Origin of the sequence: Bradyrhizobium sp. SZCCHNRI1029, assembly GCF_032487555.1 — a bacterium.
Taxonomy (GTDB): domain Bacteria; phylum Pseudomonadota; class Alphaproteobacteria; order Rhizobiales; family Xanthobacteraceae; genus Bradyrhizobium.
Window position 1 is genome coordinate 967,108 of record NZ_JAUEUK010000001.1, and the last position, 16,549, is coordinate 983,656.

The 16,549-nt window shown below is 66.4% G+C and carries 13 protein-coding genes; 4 read left to right on the forward strand and 9 right to left on the reverse strand.

Features of this window, described 5'->3' with window-relative positions:
- Positions 1-96 precede the first annotated feature (96 nt).
- Positions 97-1,308 carry an alpha/beta hydrolase gene (locus tag QW861_RS04475; protein WP_409998609.1) on the forward strand — a complete coding sequence of 404 codons (1,212 nt, stop codon included), beginning with the start codon at positions 97-99 and terminating at the stop codon, positions 1,306-1,308.
- A gap of 21 nt (positions 1,309-1,329) precedes the next feature.
- Here the strand turns inward: QW861_RS04475 and QW861_RS04480 are convergent, their stop codons facing one another.
- From QW861_RS04480 to QW861_RS04490, 3 genes are all read right to left on the reverse strand, one after another.
- Entirely contained in the window at positions 1,330-1,680 is a 351-nt protein-coding gene (locus QW861_RS04480; protein ID WP_315714667.1) for a hypothetical protein, read from the reverse strand.
- 148 nt (positions 1,681-1,828) lie between these two features.
- On the reverse strand, positions 1,829-3,004 hold the full coding sequence (locus tag QW861_RS04485; protein ID WP_315749464.1) for an MFS transporter: 1,176 nt from the start codon (positions 3,002-3,004) through the stop codon (positions 1,829-1,831).
- 102 nt (positions 3,005-3,106) lie between these two features.
- Positions 3,107-4,405, reverse strand: coding sequence for a hypothetical protein (locus QW861_RS04490; protein ID WP_315750024.1), 1,299 nt, complete (start codon positions 4,403-4,405; stop codon positions 3,107-3,109).
- Positions 4,406-4,720: 315 nt separating this feature from the next.
- On the opposite strand from QW861_RS04490, the gene thrS reads away from it, so the two are divergent.
- Positions 4,721-6,787 (forward strand): threonine--tRNA ligase, encoded by a 2,067-nt coding sequence (gene thrS, locus QW861_RS04495; RefSeq protein ID WP_315749462.1) that lies wholly within the window; start codon positions 4,721-4,723, stop codon positions 6,785-6,787.
- A gap of 127 nt (positions 6,788-6,914) precedes the next feature.
- Here the strand turns inward: thrS and QW861_RS04500 are convergent, their stop codons facing one another.
- The gene (locus tag QW861_RS04500) at positions 6,915-7,817 is read right to left on the reverse strand and encodes a hypothetical protein (protein WP_409998608.1); all 903 of its coding nucleotides are present in this window, start codon (positions 7,815-7,817) and stop codon (positions 6,915-6,917) included.
- Positions 7,818-8,103: 286 nt separating this feature from the next.
- Here QW861_RS04500 and QW861_RS04505 point away from each other — a divergent pair, with 286 nt between their 5' ends.
- A complete protein-coding gene (locus QW861_RS04505) occupies positions 8,104-8,667 on the forward strand; it encodes a nitroreductase (protein WP_316164494.1) in 564 nt (187 codons plus the stop codon).
- 238 nt (positions 8,668-8,905) lie between these two features.
- On the opposite strand, the gene QW861_RS04510 is transcribed toward QW861_RS04505, so the two are convergent.
- The 3 genes from QW861_RS04510 to QW861_RS04520 form a co-directional block, all read right to left on the reverse strand.
- Positions 8,906-11,380 carry a putative bifunctional diguanylate cyclase/phosphodiesterase gene (locus QW861_RS04510; RefSeq protein ID WP_316192788.1) on the reverse strand — a complete coding sequence of 825 codons (2,475 nt, stop codon included), beginning with the start codon at positions 11,378-11,380 and terminating at the stop codon, positions 8,906-8,908.
- Positions 11,381-12,300: 920 nt separating this feature from the next.
- Positions 12,301-12,471, reverse strand: a complete 171-nt coding sequence (locus QW861_RS04515; RefSeq protein WP_316170248.1) for an RNA polymerase sigma factor region1.1 domain-containing protein — start codon at positions 12,469-12,471, stop codon at positions 12,301-12,303.
- 81 nt (positions 12,472-12,552) lie between these two features.
- Positions 12,553-13,629 (reverse strand): hypothetical protein, encoded by a 1,077-nt coding sequence (locus QW861_RS04520; protein WP_315714673.1) that lies wholly within the window; start codon positions 13,627-13,629, stop codon positions 12,553-12,555.
- 240 nt (positions 13,630-13,869) lie between these two features.
- Between QW861_RS04520 and QW861_RS04525 the strand changes: the two genes are divergently transcribed.
- Positions 13,870-14,889 carry a patatin-like phospholipase family protein gene (locus tag QW861_RS04525; protein ID WP_315714674.1) on the forward strand — a complete coding sequence of 340 codons (1,020 nt, stop codon included), beginning with the start codon at positions 13,870-13,872 and terminating at the stop codon, positions 14,887-14,889.
- On the opposite strand, the gene QW861_RS04530 is transcribed toward QW861_RS04525, so the two are convergent.
- Positions 14,876-15,304, reverse strand: coding sequence for a CBS domain-containing protein (locus QW861_RS04530; protein WP_315714675.1), 429 nt, complete (start codon positions 15,302-15,304; stop codon positions 14,876-14,878). The two genes, QW861_RS04525 and QW861_RS04530, sit on opposite strands and share 14 nt — an antisense overlap.
- A 275-nt stretch (positions 15,305-15,579) precedes the next feature.
- Positions 15,580-16,377 (reverse strand): rhomboid family intramembrane serine protease, encoded by a 798-nt coding sequence (locus QW861_RS04535; protein ID WP_316192789.1) that lies wholly within the window; start codon positions 16,375-16,377, stop codon positions 15,580-15,582.
- Positions 16,378-16,549: the final 172 nt, after the last annotated feature.

The following is a 16,549-nucleotide window of genomic DNA, read 5'->3' on the forward strand; positions in this document are numbered from 1 at the left end:
CGGCGGCGCAGGTTGAACGAAATCCGCTGGTTGAAGAGCCGTGTTGCGGCTCGAACGCGTCTTTGGGGACGGATGATCGGGGAAGACGAGAAAGTGGTGACGTCTGTGCGCAGGGGCTCGTGCCTCTGGTGGCGCGCGGCATCGGCGCTGGCAATCTGCCTTTCCTTCACGCATTGCGGCAAGGCGCCCAATCCCGAGGCGTTGGCCGCCAACGCATCGACGGCCCAGGGGCTGACCTTCGACGATCGTTTTCCGGCACCTGAATTCAGCGACCGCTTCCCGTCCGCGCAGGAGAGCTTCCGGCTTCACACGCCCTCCGACTTCGCTCCGAAGCCGGCGCCCTCACAGATCGCATCGCTGGAGCCGCAACGGTCGGAACGGCGGCAGCGTGAGGATCTGACGACCCTCGTCAGCATGCAGTCGTCGGCCTTTCCCTATTTCGGTAACAATCCGGCATCCGACGCGCCATTCCTGAACGTCAGCAACGGTGAGCGCCGCGGCCACCGCAGCTTGTCCGGCCGCGTCTACTGGCAGGACCAGACCTACAACGACAGCCGTGTGCTGGTGCACGTCCCCGAACAATTCGATGTGCGCAAGCCGGGCGTGATCGTCGTGTTCTTCCACGGCAACGGCGCCACGCTGGAGCGCGACGTGCGCGACCGCCAGTTGGTGCCGCAGCAGATCACCGCGGCCGGCGTCAACGCGGTGCTGCTCGCGCCGCAGATGGCCGTCGACGCCGCCGATTCGAGCGCCGGCAAGTTCTGGCAGCCCGGCGGCTTCAAGCGCTTCATGGACGAGGCTGCGGCCAGCCTCGCCCGCCTGACCGGCAATCCGGCCGCCGCGAAGACGTTCGCCGGCATGCCCATCGTGATCGTCGGCTACAGCGGTGGCTTTCTCCCCACGGCCTGGAGCCTCGAGGTCGGCGGCATCGGCGACCGCGTGCGCGGCGTCGTGTTGCTCGATGCGGTCTACGGCCAGCTCGACAAGTTCGCCAACTGGGTCGAGCGCAACCGCTCCGGCTTTTTCATCAGCTCCTACACGCGCTACACTGCGCGGCATGATCAGGAACTGATGGCGATGCTGCGCAATCGCGGCATCGAAGTCTCCGAGGACATGGACCGGCCGCTGCGCCCGGGCAGCGTCGTCTTCGTCGAGACCGACGAGGGCATCACCCATCGCGACTACGTCACGCAGGCATGGACCCGCAACCCGATCAAGGATGTGCTGGTCAAGATGGCGGCCGCCCAGCCGCCGATCCGGATCGCGGCCGGAGCCCAGGACATGTCGAACCGCGTGTCGAGCCGCTGAGACAGAGGCCGCCGCAATGCCTCAGGACTTCGGAAGCTTCTCGACGAAGCCGTTGAAGCAGGCGAGCCGCTCATCCTCTTCCTTGGTGAACTTGCAGTCGCCGACCACCTTGGCCTTCATCGCCTTCGGCTTGGCTGCCGGCGGAATGACGGCGTCGTAGCAGTTCAGGCGCTCCTTGGTTCCGTCGTCGATCTCCAGGCAGGCCTGGAGCTTGGCGGCCGCCGATTGCGGCTTGGCCGGCGCGGCGGCGGCGGTCTTCGTCCCCTTCGGCTTGACCTGCACCAGCGGACGGTCACCGACCATCGGCGCGCTCTGGGCCAGCGCAGGGGTGCACAGCAGCACTGCGGCCAGGCTCAACATCATCTTCTTCATGCCATATCTCTCTCATCCGACCCGTGGGCACGCGAGGACGTCCGTCGATGCTACTCGCCGGCCGTGGCAGAATCCACGCCCCAGCAGCCCCCCACGACATCGGCCTTTAATCCGGTCGGGCCGGCTTTGCCAAGCGCCAACCCGCTGCTCAGGCCGGAACCGCGGTCCGCGCGCGCTGGCGGCTGACCAGAATTGCCAGCAACGCCAGGGTCAGGAACATCAGTGCGACGTAGCCGGAGGCTCCGAGCAGGTCGCGTGCAAACAGGCTGCCGCCGATCGCGGAGCCGATGGCCTGGCCGATATAGAGCACGGAGGTGTTGAGCGACACCGAGGCCGAGGCAAGCGGCGGCGCGGCTGCCACCAGCCGAACCTGCTGCATCGAATTGGTGGACGCAAACCCCAACCCCCAGATGGCGACCGCCACCGCCATGAGGCCGTAGGTGCCCGCCGCCAGCGTCCAGGCCGACACACCGGCGAACATCAGGCAGGTGAACAAGAGCGATGTCCGGTAGGCCCCCCAGCCATCGACGATCCGGGTTGCGATGACGACGCCGAGAAAGCCGCAGGCGCCGTAGATCGCGAACACCAGCCCGATCTGGTTGGAGTCCGCGCCAGTCAGGCGCTTCAACAGCGGTCCCATGAAGGTGAAGATCACGAACTGCCCCGACATCTGCAGGGTCGTGACCAGGAGCAGCAGAACCACCAGACGGTTACGGCCGAGCTCGGTCCAGGTCTTCAACGCAACCGGCGCGCCCTTCAGGCCGGATGGCAGGCGCCATGTCAGCAGAACAAAGCTGACCGCGCCGGCCGCACCGACGGCGAGATAGGCAGCCCGCCAACCAGAATGACTGCCGATGAAGGTGATCATGGGCAGCCCCACGGCGGCCGCCAGCGACCAGCCCAGGAAGACATAGGCGATGGTGCTGCCGCGTCTCTCGACCGGGCTGATCAGCGCCGCCGTCCCGGCGGCCTGCGGTGTATAGAGCGCGCCGACCGCGAGCATCACCAAGCGCAGCACCAGCAGGCTCGCATAATCGGGCGCAAACGCCGAGGCGAGATTGCCGAGCGTGAGGACCATGAGCGTCGCTGCGAGCAGACGGCGGCGATCGAAGCGGCTCGTCAGCCAGGCGGTCAAGGGCGAGCAGATGCAGAGCACCACCGCGCCGAAGGTGATCAGGAGTCCCGCCGTCTGAACGCCGACAGCGAGATCCGCGGCGAGCTCGGACAGCAGGCCGGCGGGCGCGAGCACCGAGCAGCCGGTGACGAGATTGCCGAGCATGAGCGCGGTCGGCGCAAAGCGCCCGGAAGCGAAAGTGGATGTCATCGCGCCTCAATAGCAGAGAATTTCATGCATTTGCATGAAAATGTCTCATGCCGCCCATGACTTTCTCTCGTCCTCCCTCCTTCGTCCTGGCCGCCCTTCTCGTCAGGGCGCGGGGGCGGACTGCGCCGCCGAGGCCTGCGGCGAGGGAATCTGCGTCCACGGAACCGGCGTACTCGTCGGACGGGCGATGGCCTTGGACGGCGGGCAGCTCTCGGTCAGCATCTTCAGAGCAGATTGCAGGCCTTCGCTGCTCACCGGAAATGTCGAGACATTGCGACGCGCGACATTCAACAGGGAATCGCTCAGCTCGGCCGACGGCATCAAGGACAGCGTTTTCACCTGGCTTGCATTCAGGAACACGCCCCAGGTCTCGCGATCGCCCGACCGCCGCGGCGGCGAGAGGAAATTGAGCCGCATATCTCCGCTCGCCATCGCCAGCGGACCCGGCGGCGAGCCGGCCGGCGCGATGCGCTCGACGTCGAGCTCGAAGCGGTCCTGATCGAAGCAGACCATCTGCAAGCGCGTGGTCTGGAACGTGCTCTCACCGTCCTTGCGTGCGAGAATGGTCTTGTAGGCAATCCCACGGCTGGCGGTCTCGAACATCCAGGAGCTTTCGACCCGCTGCCGCCTGTCGAGCGCAAACCGCGCGATCTCCTCCCGCGTCAGGATGCGCATGCTCTCGAACGGGACAGACCGCGCCACCGTGAGCAGAGCGGGATCCGCGCCGAGCTTGGTGATGTAGTCGAGCACCATCTTGTCGGCCCGCGCCATCGCCTGCTGCATCGCCTGCGCCCGCATCTCGCGGGTCGGCACGCCGCCGGTGAAGTTCAGGATGACGCGCGGCGAATGCACCGCGAGCGTCGCATCCGCTGCGATCTCACGCGTGGGCGCGCCGAGCAGCATGTAGGGACAGGCCGAATTGCACATCGCCCCCCGCGTCCAGACCTCGCCATGCAGCTCGCGCCCGGACAGCTTCAGCTTGGTACAAGCCTCGCCCTCCTGAGGCTCGAAGCCGCACTCGCGCAAGGTGGTGCGTCCCACCCGCACGGCGGCCTTGCGCTCGCGCAGCATGTCGCCGATGGCGAGCGCCTGCTGCAGATTGCCGCCTGGCGAATTGAAGTAGATCGGCAGTCTGCGCTCCCCGATCTGCTTCATGAACTTGCGAAAGCGCGCCGCGGCGCCGCCGTCGATCTTGCCTTCGGCGGCGATCCAGCTGTCACAGCCATGTCCACAGGCGTCCGAGGAGCCCTTGACGAGAGCGAACGCAATCGGCGTCGAGCCGTCGGCGACCCACGGCGACGCGGCGCGGCGCGCGGCCGGCCTGGACTCCGTTGCAGGCCTGGCCGGGGCACCCGGCCTCGCATGTGCCGCGGGCTTTGGCTGGGTCGCCGGCTTTGGCATCGCCGGAACGGCCGCGAGCGACGACAGGCTCGACAACACGAACACGATCAGCGCGGCCCCAACATGAATGCCGCCGCGCCGACACACAGACAGCGGCGCCTCTCCTGCAGACTCCATCGCCAAACGCGTCCCCACGCCCCGAACACTTGAAGTTGTATCATACCGGCCCGCGGCGGCAATCTCCGCATCGCCGCACCAGCCGCAATTGGGCGGTTTTCCCGTCCCTCTCCCGGTTGCAGCCTGAAAATCCCCTGCTATACCCCTTGCTCCCGCTTACCTGCGCTCGTTCGCAGGAGTGAGCTCAAGGAGTGACCCATGTCCGATCCGAAATCGCCTGATTCCAAGTCCGACCAGCAAAAGTCCAATTTCCAATACAGCCTCAGCAACCTGAAGCCCGCCGCTCCGGTCGAGAAGATCACCATCAGCTTCCCCGACGGCGCCCGGCGTGAATATCCCCGGGGCACCACCGGCTTCGACATCGCCAAGGGCATCTCGCCCTCGCTCGCCAAGCGCACCGTCGCCATGGCGCTGAACGGCGATCTCGTCGACCTCAACGATCCGATCAATGAGGACGCCAGGCTCGAGTTCGTCGACCGCGACGATCCGCGCGCGCTGGAATTGATCCGGCACGATTGCGCGCATGTGCTGGCCGAGGCTGTGCAGGCGCTGTGGCCGGGCACCCAGGTCACCATCGGCCCTGTCATCGAGAACGGCTTCTACTACGACTTCTTCCGCAACGAGCCGTTCACGCCCGAAGACTTCGCCGCGATCGAGAAGAAGATGCGCGAGATCATCGGCCGCGACAAACCCTTCACCAAAGAGGTGTGGGACCGCGAGAAGACCAAGCAGGTGTTCCGCGACAAGGGCGAGGCCTTCAAGGTCGAGCTGGTCGACGCCATTCCCGGCGAGGAGCCGATCAAGATCTACTACCAGGGCGACTGGTTCGATCTCTGCCGCGGTCCGCACATGACCTCGACGGGCAAGATCGGCAACGCCTTCAAGCTGATGAAGGTGGCGGGCGCGTATTGGCGCGGCGATTCCAACAATCCGATGCTGACCCGCATCTACGGCACGGCCTTCGCCAAGCAGGAGCAGCTCGACGCCTACCTCAAGCAGATCGAGGAGGCCGAAAAGCGGGACCACCGCAAGCTCGGCCGCGAGCTCGACCTGTTCCACTTCCAGGAGGAAGGCCCGGGCGTCGTGTTCTGGCATCCGAAAGGCTGGAGCATCTTCCAGGCGCTGATCGCCTACATGCGCCGGCGCCTCGCCGGCGACTATGACGAGGTGAATGCGCCGCAGATCCTCGACAAGTCGCTGTGGGAGACCTCGGGCCACTGGAACTGGTATCGCGAGAACATGTTCGCGGCGCAGTCCGCCGGCGACGAGGCCGAGGACAAGCGCTGGTTCGCGCTGAAGCCGATGAACTGTCCGGGTCACGTGCAGATCTTCAAGCATGGCCTGAAGAGCTACCGCGACCTGCCGCTGCGGCTCGCCGAATTCGGCGTCGTGCACCGCTACGAGGCCTCCGGCGCGATGCACGGCCTGATGCGCGTGCGCGGCTTCACCCAGGACGACGCGCATGTGTTCTGCACCGAGGACCAACTCGCCGACGAGTGCCTGAAGATCAACGACCTGATTCTGTCGACCTACTCGGATTTTGGCTTCGAGGGCGAACTGACGGTGAAGCTCTCGACCCGCCCGGAGAAGCGCGTCGGCACCGACGAGATGTGGGATCACGCCGAGCGCGTGATGGCGACCGTGCTGAACGAGATCAAGGCGCAGAGCAACCACATCCGCACCGAGATCAATCCAGGCGAAGGCGCGTTCTACGGGCCGAAGTTCGAATATGTGTTGCGCGATGCCATCGGCCGCGACTGGCAGTGCGGCACCACGCAGGTCGACTTCAACCTGCCGGAGCGGTTCGGTGCGTTCTACATCGACGCCGACGGCGCCAAGAAGGCGCCGGTGATGGTCCATCGCGCGATCTGCGGCTCGATGGAGCGCTTCATCGGCATCCTGATCGAGCACTATGCCGGCAGCTTCCCGCTGTGGCTGGCGCCGACCCAGGTCGTCGTCACCACCATCACCTCGGAAGGCGACGAATACGCCAAGCAGGTGCTGGCTGCGCTGCGCCGCGCCGGGCTCAGATGCGAGATCGACCTGCGCAACGAGAAGATCAACTACAAGGTCCGCGAGCACTCGCTGCAGAAGATCCCGGCCCTGCTCGTCGTCGGCAAGAAGGAGGCCGAGACGCATTCGGTCTCCGTCCGCCGGCTCGGCCGCGACGGCCAGACCGTGATGCCGACCGCGGAGGCCATCGCCGCCCTGGTGGACGAGGCGACGCCGCCGGACGTGCGGCGCCGTCAGCGCGAGGCGGCGTGACGTCGTAGCGCGTAGCCCGCACGAGCGCAGCGACATGCGGTGTCGCCGCGACAGCGCGTGAGATCCCGGATGTCGCTCCCGCCGTCGCCCTGACGGGCTCCGGCGCGCGCTCATCCGGGCTACGCGGCTACGCCGACAGACTGGCGACAGCATCCGCCGAACCTCTGTCTCGACCCGCGGCCTGCAGCGCCACGTCGGCGCATTCGGCCATGTAGAGAAACATCGTCGCGAGCATCCGCTCGATCGCCTCGCGCCCCAGCGGCAGAATGGTGATGGCGTCGGTGCTGCGGATGAGCAGGCGCTTCTCCTCTGCGTCTCGCAGCAGCGTCAGCACGTGCTTGCGCGACACCGAAAAGCGGGTCGCCAGACCGTTGATTGAGAACGGCACGGGGCCGTCGGGCGGGAATGGCTGGTCCGGCCCGGCGCCTTGGGCCAGGCTGAACAGGATCACCATGCCCGCGGTCCGTTCGGCAAACGGCTCGAGCTCCGGCGCTCCGTCGAGGATCCGGACGCCGGCGATGAAACGACGGCCGAGCTCGAGCACGAAGCTCTTCACGAAGGCCGGATCGTTCAACGCAGCCCGGTAACCCACGGCGGCCGGCAGCACCGCGCTCATGGCGTCGAACTGTACGCCCCAGCGCTCGCGATGCAGCGCGATCAGCTTGTCGGTCGGGACCAGCGGCCGCCGCCGGCGGTCCAGATTCGAGGCCGACGCCACCAGCCCGGTCGCCCGCATCAGCGCCAGCATGGCCTCGCAGCGGCCGCCGCTGCACAGGTCGAGCCTGGCACACATCTCCTTCATGGCGCCGACGGTGAGACCGAGCTCGCCGTCGCGCTCCTCGGCAAAATGCAGATACAGCGCGACGTGCGGAAACAGCGCCCGCGCCCGGTCGCTCAGCAGCGCATTGAGGATGCGATCGCCCCGATACAGCCTGATCGCCGATGCCGTCGACGCCCGCATCGCCCGTGCGAAACCAGCCGTCCCGCGCAGCCGCGCGACGGCGTCAGGTGACGGAATCAGTGCGGTCATCGGCACGTCAGATCTTGCACTCGAGGCAACTCCCGGCGGATCTCTTAGCACTATGTTTTTACCGGCCCGCCCAAGGTTCGACAATTCGCTGGGAATATCGTGCTTAGGACAGATGGCCGCATCGGATATGCCCCGATCCGCGTCGTCCCGCGCGAAGTCTTCGCCGAAACCCGCAAAGGCTGCAGCGCCGGGTGCAGTAGAACCGATCAAAACGCCGTGCCGTGGTCTCGTTGCAGGCGGAGGCCCATGCTATCTGTCGCGCGTGCAACGAACGAGACCCACCGACGTGACCGACGCGATTGAACTGCTGAAGACCCGCCGCTCCGTGAAGCCGCGCGAGATGAGCGGCCCCGGCCCCTCGCCCGCCGAGCTCGACACCATTCTGACCATCGGCGCCCGCGTGCCAGACCACGGCAAGCTTGCGCCATGGCGCTTCATCGTGTTCGAGGGCGACGGCCGCCGCCGCGCCGGCGAGGTCATCGCGGCCGTGTTCGCCAGGAAGAACCCGCAGGCGAGCGCCGCCGAGCTGGAGGTCGAGAAGAATCGCCTCATGGAGGCGCCGCTGGTGATCGGCCTCGTCAGCTTCACCCGGCCGCATCCCAAGGTGCCGGCCTATGAGCAGGAGCTCTCCGCCGGCGCGAGCGCGATGAACATCCTGACCGCGGCCACCGCACTCGGCTATGGCGGCTGCTGGCTGTCTGGCTGGTTCATGTTCGACCGCGACGTGATGGACGGTCTCGGCCTCAAGACGGAGGAGAAGCTCGCCGGGCTCATTCACATCGGCAAGCCGGCCAAGCCGAGCGAGGACCGGCCGCGTCCGGCGCTCGCGGACATCGTGACGCGGTTCTGACGAAGGCACGCGCGGGACCGGCGCGACCTTCAGGAGCAGACGCCCGGCGATCGCTCGGCTCATTGCCGCGCCACGCTCCATCCGCCCAACATTGCGAGCGCAAACAATCCAGGATTCCTCCGCGGAAGCCGTCCGGATTGCTTCGCTGCGCTCGCAATGACGCGCGGAGATGCCTCAGCCCCCAACTAATTGGCACTCCGAAGCCGCGTGCAACATTCCGTACGCTTCCCTCTAATCCTCACGCCGCCTGCGATGATCTCGCGCCGAACTGCGCCAGCAGGCCCGCGATCTCCGAGGCCGGCTTGGCCGTGCTGAACAGAAAGCCCTGGACCTGGTTGCAGCCCTCGGCGCGCAGCCACTCGAGCTGATCCGATGTCTCGACACCCTCGGCGGTGGTGATGATGTTGAGGCTCTTGCCGAGGCCGGAGATGGCGCGGACGATGGCGAGGCAGTCGGAGCGCTGCGCGAGATCCTTCACGAAGGAGCGGTCGATCTTGATCTTGTCGAACGGGAAGCTGCGCAGATAGCTCAGGCTGGAATAGCCGGTGCCGAAATCGTCCATCGAGATGCGGATGCCGAGCTGGCGAAGCTGATGCAGCGTCGCCAGATTGGCCTCGGTCTCGGCCAGCAGGATAGACTCGGTGATCTCCAGCTCGAGCCGCTCCGGCGCCAGCGCCGACTGCGCCAGCGCCTGGACCACGACCTGCACGAGGTTGCGGCTGCGGAACTGCACCGCAGAGAGATTCACCGCGACCTTGATGCCGTCGGGCCATCGCGCCGCCTCGTGACAGGCCTCGCGCAGAACCCACTCGCCGAGCGGCACGATCAGGCCGATGTCCTCGGCCACGGGAATGAAATCGGCGGGCGAGATCATGCCCTTGTCGGGATGACGCCAGCGCAGCAGGCATTCGAATGCGGAGATCGCGCCGGTCGCGACGTCGACCAGCGGCTGGTAGTGCAGCTCGAACTCGCCCTGGGCGAAGGCACGGCGCAGATCGTGCTCCATGTCGCGGCGCTTCTGCGCCTGGCGGTCCATCTCCTTTTCGAAGAACCGATGCACGCGGCCGCCGTCCTGTTTGGCGCGGTACAGCGCCATGTCGGCGTTCTTCATCAGCTCCTCGCAGCTCGCGCCGTCGCCCGGCGACAGCGCGATGCCGATGGAGGCACCGATCACGAGCTCGTTGCCGTCGATGTCATAGGGCGCGCTGAGCGCCGCGATCAGGCGGGCGGCACACTCGCTGGCGTCGCTGGCGCCGCAGCTCTGACTGATGATCACCGCGAACTCGTCGCCGCCCAGCCGCGCCGCCAGCTTGCCGCCATGCATCTGCTGTGTCAGGCGGCCCGCGACCGCCTGCAGCAGCCGGTCGCCCATCGGATGACCGAAGGAGTCGTTGACGGTCTTGAACAGATCGAGGTCGATGCACATCACCGCGATGCGGCGGTCGGCCGCCCCGGCGCCGTCGAGCTCCTGCGCGAGGCGCTGCTGGAAGAATTCGCGGTTCGGCAGGCCGGTCAGCCCGTCGTGGTGCGCCATGTAGGCGATGCGCGCCTCGGCGCGACGACGCTCGGTGATGTCGACGATCGCGACCAGCACGCCGTCGCGGCCATCGAAGGTGATCTCGCGGCCGTAGGTCAGCACCTCGATCTCGCTGCCATCGGCCTTGCGATGGCGCCAGTCGCGGTGAAACAGATCACCGTCGGCCAGCCGCAGCAGCGCGTCATCGAGGCTTTCCCATTCGCCCGGCGGCCAGAGATCCCAGACATTCATGCACAGCAGATCCGCCCGGCCGTAGCCATAGTGCCCGACCATCGCATCGTTGACATTGAGGATCTGCGCGGTCTTCGCATCGAGGATGCACATCGGCACCGGGTTGGCGTCGAACAGCAGCCGGAACGAGGCCTCGCGCCGCTTCAGCGCGGTCACGTCGGCAATGGTCAATGAAATGATGTCGCCAAAGGCGTGGGCGCCGAGCCTGAGACTGCGCGCCTCGCTGTCGAGCTCGAACTGGTCGCTCCGCCCGTGCGTGACGACGTCGAACAGCCGCGCCATCACCTCGGGCGTGCACAGCATGTTGCCGCCCTGCTTCAGCCGATGCCATTGCAGCGTCGCCGACGGCAGCCTGAGCAGGTCGGCCGCCGCGCGATTGTGATGAACCACCTGGAAATCGCAGGGCATGCCGACGCTGTCGCGGATGGTCGCGAGCGAGACCACGCCGTCGTCCGTCGTCGAGAAGATCGCATCGAGCAGATTATATTGCGCGTCGCGCTCGTTGACGTAGGTCCCGACCAGCGTACTGCCCCACCGCGAGTTGGTCGGCAGCGCCAGCACGTCATAACTGCGGACCATGCCGTCGCGGACGCAATGCGCATGAGCGAGATAGGGCTGGCCGCTAACGAGCGCGCAATTGGCCGCCTCCACCAGCACGGTGGCGCAATCCGGCGACACGGCTTCGACCGCGACGTCCCAGCGCTCGTCCTGCAGCCATTGCTGGACGTAGCGGCCGCTGCGCGAAATCTGGAGGCCACCGTCCTCGTTGTTGAGCACCGCGATATGATCGGCGAGACGGCCGAGGCTGCCCAGCATGACGTCCTCGTAGCGCGGCAGGCGCTGGCCCGGCTTCAATGCCGCCTGCCATTTGCGCCTGAGCACCGGAATGTCGTCAAACAGATCGCTGCTGATCGTCGTCAACGCCTTGGTCGTCGCGGCACGCATCATTCCCACTCAATCGCCACCCTGTCGGTCCCGACGGTATCTGAAGCAGACACGGCTTTAACGAGCTGTAAATGCATTGGCTTCGCGCCTCGCGCGCAGCGATTGTGACAGTTTTAAGTGGTTCCATGGTTATCGCGCATTAGCGACTATGACAGCATCGCTTCACGTTCGTCGCCGATGTCGCAACGGCGAGGTCGATACGGATACGGCATAGATGCGGACGTGAACCTGCGATCTCGCGACAATATCTGCCCGAGTTTTGCTAATCGAACCGCCCCCTTCGAACAGAGGGCGCAGGGAGAGCCGGACCTCGACTGAGGCCCGTGGCCCGCCTGCGAAAAAAATGCAGGCGGCAGGTACCACAGGTCAGCCGGAAACCCGGCCCTCCCTGCGCGATGGCTGAACGGCTGCTTCGCGTTCTCCCTGGTGCGCCGGGCTTTCTGGCCACCATCCCCACGCGAAGCGAAGCCTCAACGTGAGTTGACATCAGCATCGGGATATCAGGACCGCGCGACTTGACCGTGCGTGGCGAATTGTTCGTCGGCGCGGGCAACCCGCGCTGCAATCCACCACGCCCACCGCTCCCCGCCTCGCGTCTCGTGACGACCGCGATACGCCCCTCATCTCGAGGCGGGATGCGCGGAAAGATCCGCCTGATTTGCCCGACGACACAAGAACTAATAACTGCGACAAAGTAACCCGACGGGCAGATGTGCACGACTTAGCGAGTCGTGTCGCGCACCACTGCTTCGACAATCACCGCTGTCGTCCCGGCCTTGAGCCGGACCCATAGCCACCGGCCGCGGTGATGCGGACCACTGACAGCGACGTCCCCCGATAGCATCCGCGGTATGGGTCCGGCGTTCGCCGGGACGACACCCGTGGTCAGGCGCGCTCCTGCCAAAAACGCTGTTCTTGCATCAGTCCTCCTCGAGACGGATGCCTGCGTCGCTGAGCGCCCGCATGATCCGCTCGATGTCCTCGGGTTCGACTGTGTTACCCGGGCAAAGTGCGTTCAGCTCGTCGAACGTGATCCAGCCCTTGCGCTCGCCGATCTCGATGGCCTGGCGGATGATGTGGGATATCTGCATGCGGCTCTCCCGGAGACTGGCTCTCATAGATAGCGGGGAGAGTCGGTGTCCTTCTGCGGGGCCATTTCGCGTGCGAGCCGCTCAGCGCGCGAGCACCTCGACCTCGCCGTCGACGCCGTTGACGACGCTGAAGGAGCGCTCGAACACCTTGCCTTCGTTCTTGGCGATGGCGCGGTAGTCGCCTTCGGACAGCACGACCTTGGGGAAGGCGCCGATCGATTCCTTGATCACGTCGCCGCCGGGGTTGATGACCGACCAGGCGGTGTTGGCGAGCGCCTCGCCGCCCTTGTCGGAGACGAGCTTCAAGGTGATGACCGCGGCGCGGTGCGTCACCGTGACGTCGGTGAGCTTGCCAGCCTGGACGCGGATGTCGGAGCGCACCACCGAGTTGGCGTCGCCATAGTTGGAGACGATGTAATAGGTGCCCTCCGGCAGCATCAGCATGTCGCCGGCGGCGACGTTCGGCACCAGCGGCGCCCGCTCGCGGCCGTCGAACTGGCTGCCCTTGTAGATGGCAAACGAGATCTGGTTCTGCGGGATCTTGCTGGTGCCGACCCTGCCCTCGAGGCGCAGGCCCCCGGCCGGCAGCACGAAAGATTCGCGATCGGTCTCCGTCTTCAGGTTCACCGACCTGACCGCGCTGACGAGGCCGAGCGCGACATGCACGACATAGGTGCCGGGCGGCAGCACGATGTTCGGCGTCGGGCCGCGATCCTCGCGCAGCATCTTGAAGGCGCCGGATTCGTCCGGCCGGTCGGCGAACACGCGCCAGACCAGACCGCCATTGATGTTCGGCAGGTCCTTTCCGAACCGCGCCGACAGCGACAGCACGCCCTGATTGGGAGCCGCGGCGGGTGGAGCAGCAACCGGCGGGATCGCAGCCGGCGCGCCGGGTGGGATCGCGGCGACGGGCGGTCCCGGCAGCACCTGCGGGGCCGGCGGCGGAATGGGACCGGCGGCGGGGCCGGAGGGTGGCGCCAGGCTCACCGCCGCCCCGGGATCGGGCACCGAAGCCGGCGGAATCGGCGGTGGCCGGTCGCTGAACAGTTGCGCCGCGGCCGGCGGCGTCACGAGCCCGGTCAGCGGCCACGACAAGGCGAGCACAAGCCATAGCCGCCCGCTGCGCCGGAATCTGGTGAACCCGCGACCTGTCGTCATCGTCTTGCTTTTGAACAAAAACGCGGCAAATTCAAGCCTCTACTCAACTGTCCCGGAGGAACCCCGTAAGCAGCGCGCGACTTGGTCGCATTCTCCGGCGGAGAGTTCAAATCAGCGGCATCCGGCGCTCCCGTCGACCCGGCATAAAGGATGCTTCTGGTAGGCTGGTGCTAGGCTGTCATGCGTCATGAGTCCGTTGCCGACTCGTTGCACACAGTTTGCGTAGGCGTGGAGATCTCGGTGCTGGACATTCTGAAAGGACGCCGTGCGAACGGAACCGAAGGTTCCGATGTCGGTCTCGGCACGATCCGCAAGCCGGTCATCGGCCTTGCGCTTGGCGGCGGCGCGGCGCGCGGTTTTGCCCATATCGGCGTGATCCGGACCCTGATGGCGCACGGCATCGTGCCCGATGTCGTGGTCGGCACCTCGATCGGCGCCGTGGTCGGCGGCGCCTATGCGGCCGGCCAGCTCGATACGCTGGAGGAATGGGCGCGCAGCCTGCAGATGCGCAACATCCTCGGCTATCTCGACATCCGCCTCAACGGCTCCGGCCTGATCGGCGGCGAGAAGCTCGCCGCCCAACTCGAAGCCTCGCTCGGCCGCGTCACCATCGAGGAGCTGCCGATGAAGGTGGCGACCGTGGCGACCGAGATCCGCACCGGGCACGAGATCTGGCTGACCCATGGCAGCCTCGTCGACGCGATGCGCGCCTCCTACGCCCTGCCCGGCATCTTCGCGCCGGTCCTGATCGGCGACCGCTGGCTGGTCGACGGCGCCATGGTCAATCCGGTGCCGGTGTCGGCGGCGCGCGCGCTCGGCGCCGAGATCGTGATCGCCGCCAACCTGTCGAGCGACGTGTTCACGCATTCGACGACGATCTACTCGCATGGCCAGCCGGTCGAGGTGCCGGAGACAGTGATGGAGAGCGCGCCGCCGAAGCGGCGCTTCCGCAGGCTGTTCTCGCCGGAGCGCGCGGTGAAGCGGCAGTTCTTCGGCGAGGGCGGCCGGCCGGGCATCTCGTCGGTGATGGTCGACGCCTTCAACATCATGCAGGACCGCATCACCCGCGCGCGCCTCGCGGGCGATCCGCCGGACCTTCTGATCTCGCCGCGCGTCGGCCAGATCGGCTGGTTCGACTTTCATCGCGCGGCCGACCTCATCGCGTTCGGCACCAGGGCGGCCGAACGTGCGCTGGATTCCATCCAGGAAGCGATCGGCGCGGTGACGCCGACCGGCGGCGGAGCGACTACGCCGTCTTGATGTACTGGCGCAGTGCTTCCTGCTCGGCCTCGTATTCCTGGACGCGCCACTTCACGACGTCGCCGATCGAGATCAGGCCGGCCACGACGCCGCCCTCGATCACCGGCAGATGGCGGAACTTGCCGTTGGTCATCATTTCCATGATCGAGGCGACGGTATCCGCAGGCTTGCAGCTCACCACCCGCCGCGTCATCACGTTCGACACCGGCTCGGTCAGCGCGGCGGCGCCGCGCTCGCCGAGCGCGCGGACGATGTCGCGCTCCGAGAGGATGCCCTCCATCCGGGAACCCGACATCACCAGCACCGCGCCGATCTTGCGGTCGGCGAGCCGCTTGGCGGCTTCGGCGAGTGTAGTCTGGGACTCGACGCTCTCGACCTGATGGCCCTTGGTGTCGAGGATCGCACGTACTGTCATTGCTCGTCTCCTTGAGGGGCCGGTGTGCCTTCTTGAGCGAGGCGTCGTTGCGGCCGATGCTTCCAGCGATCGTCAGTCAAGCGAGTCTTCAATCAACAGTCTGGCAATGCAACGGATCCAATCCTTCTGATCGCGCTTTGGTTGCATTGCACTCCGCAAGCTGGCCTGCGCGGCACAAATCGCCTGCTTTCGTTCATCCGGAATCGTGCCCCGGTTGCAGTGGACGCAAATGATGAATGAAATCACCTGCGCTCGCAAGCGCAGGATCGCGGCACCTAACGGTCGACCACGTCGGATGGCAACGCAGGCGCAGCATCGTCACGCACATGCGGGGTGGGATCGAACAGCGCAAACAGGATCAGCCCGGCGATGAAGCCGCCGATATGAGCCTGCCAAGCGACGTCGGCGCCCTCGGCGCCGGGCGTGATGCCGCCGATGCCGAACACGATGTTCACGCCGAACCACACTGCCAGAAAGCCGAGCACCCGCGGATTGCGCAGCGCACGCGTCAGCGACAGCGCCGGAACCCTGGCCGCCGCGTCGGCATCGCCGCGGGTGAACGACAGGAAGCTGCCGCTCACGAAGGCAAAGCGCATCGCCGCCGCCATGGTGCCGGACACCGAGGCCGAGGCGCCGATCATCGGCGCCAGCGCGTGCTCGTGGGTGAGCAGATGCGCCAGCGCACCGGCCGCCGCCGTCACCGCCATGAACAGATAGAACCGGACCGCCCCGAAGCGGCGCGCGAGCGCGCTGCCGAACGGCAGCAGCCACAGCACGTTGAAACCGATATGCGCCAGATTGGCGTGCAGCAGCGAGTAGCTGAAAAAGGTCCAGATCTTGGCCGGCGTGCCGCCGGGAAACGCCCCGTCCATCAGGGTCTGGTCGTATCGTTTCGGGACGAAGGCGAACAGGTCGATGATCCAGCCGTTCCACTCGTCCGGCAGCAGCACACGCAGATGGATCACCGCGATCAGCAGGATGTAGGCGGTCAGTGCGCCCGGCAGATTGAGGATCGGCTCCCGCGCCTGCTGGAGCGGCGGATCCTGCGTGAGGTCTGACGAGGGAGAATCCAACGGAACGCACGCCTTCGACGAGAGGAACAGATCCGTCAGATAGGCGGCTTTGGCCGGCCTGTGCAAGCGCATGGCGGCAGAGTTGATGTGCAGCCCCGGGCTGCGGAGGCGAAAGGACAGCCGATCCGCCAAAAGAAAGAGGGAGGGTTCTGAGAAAACCCTCCCTCCGAGA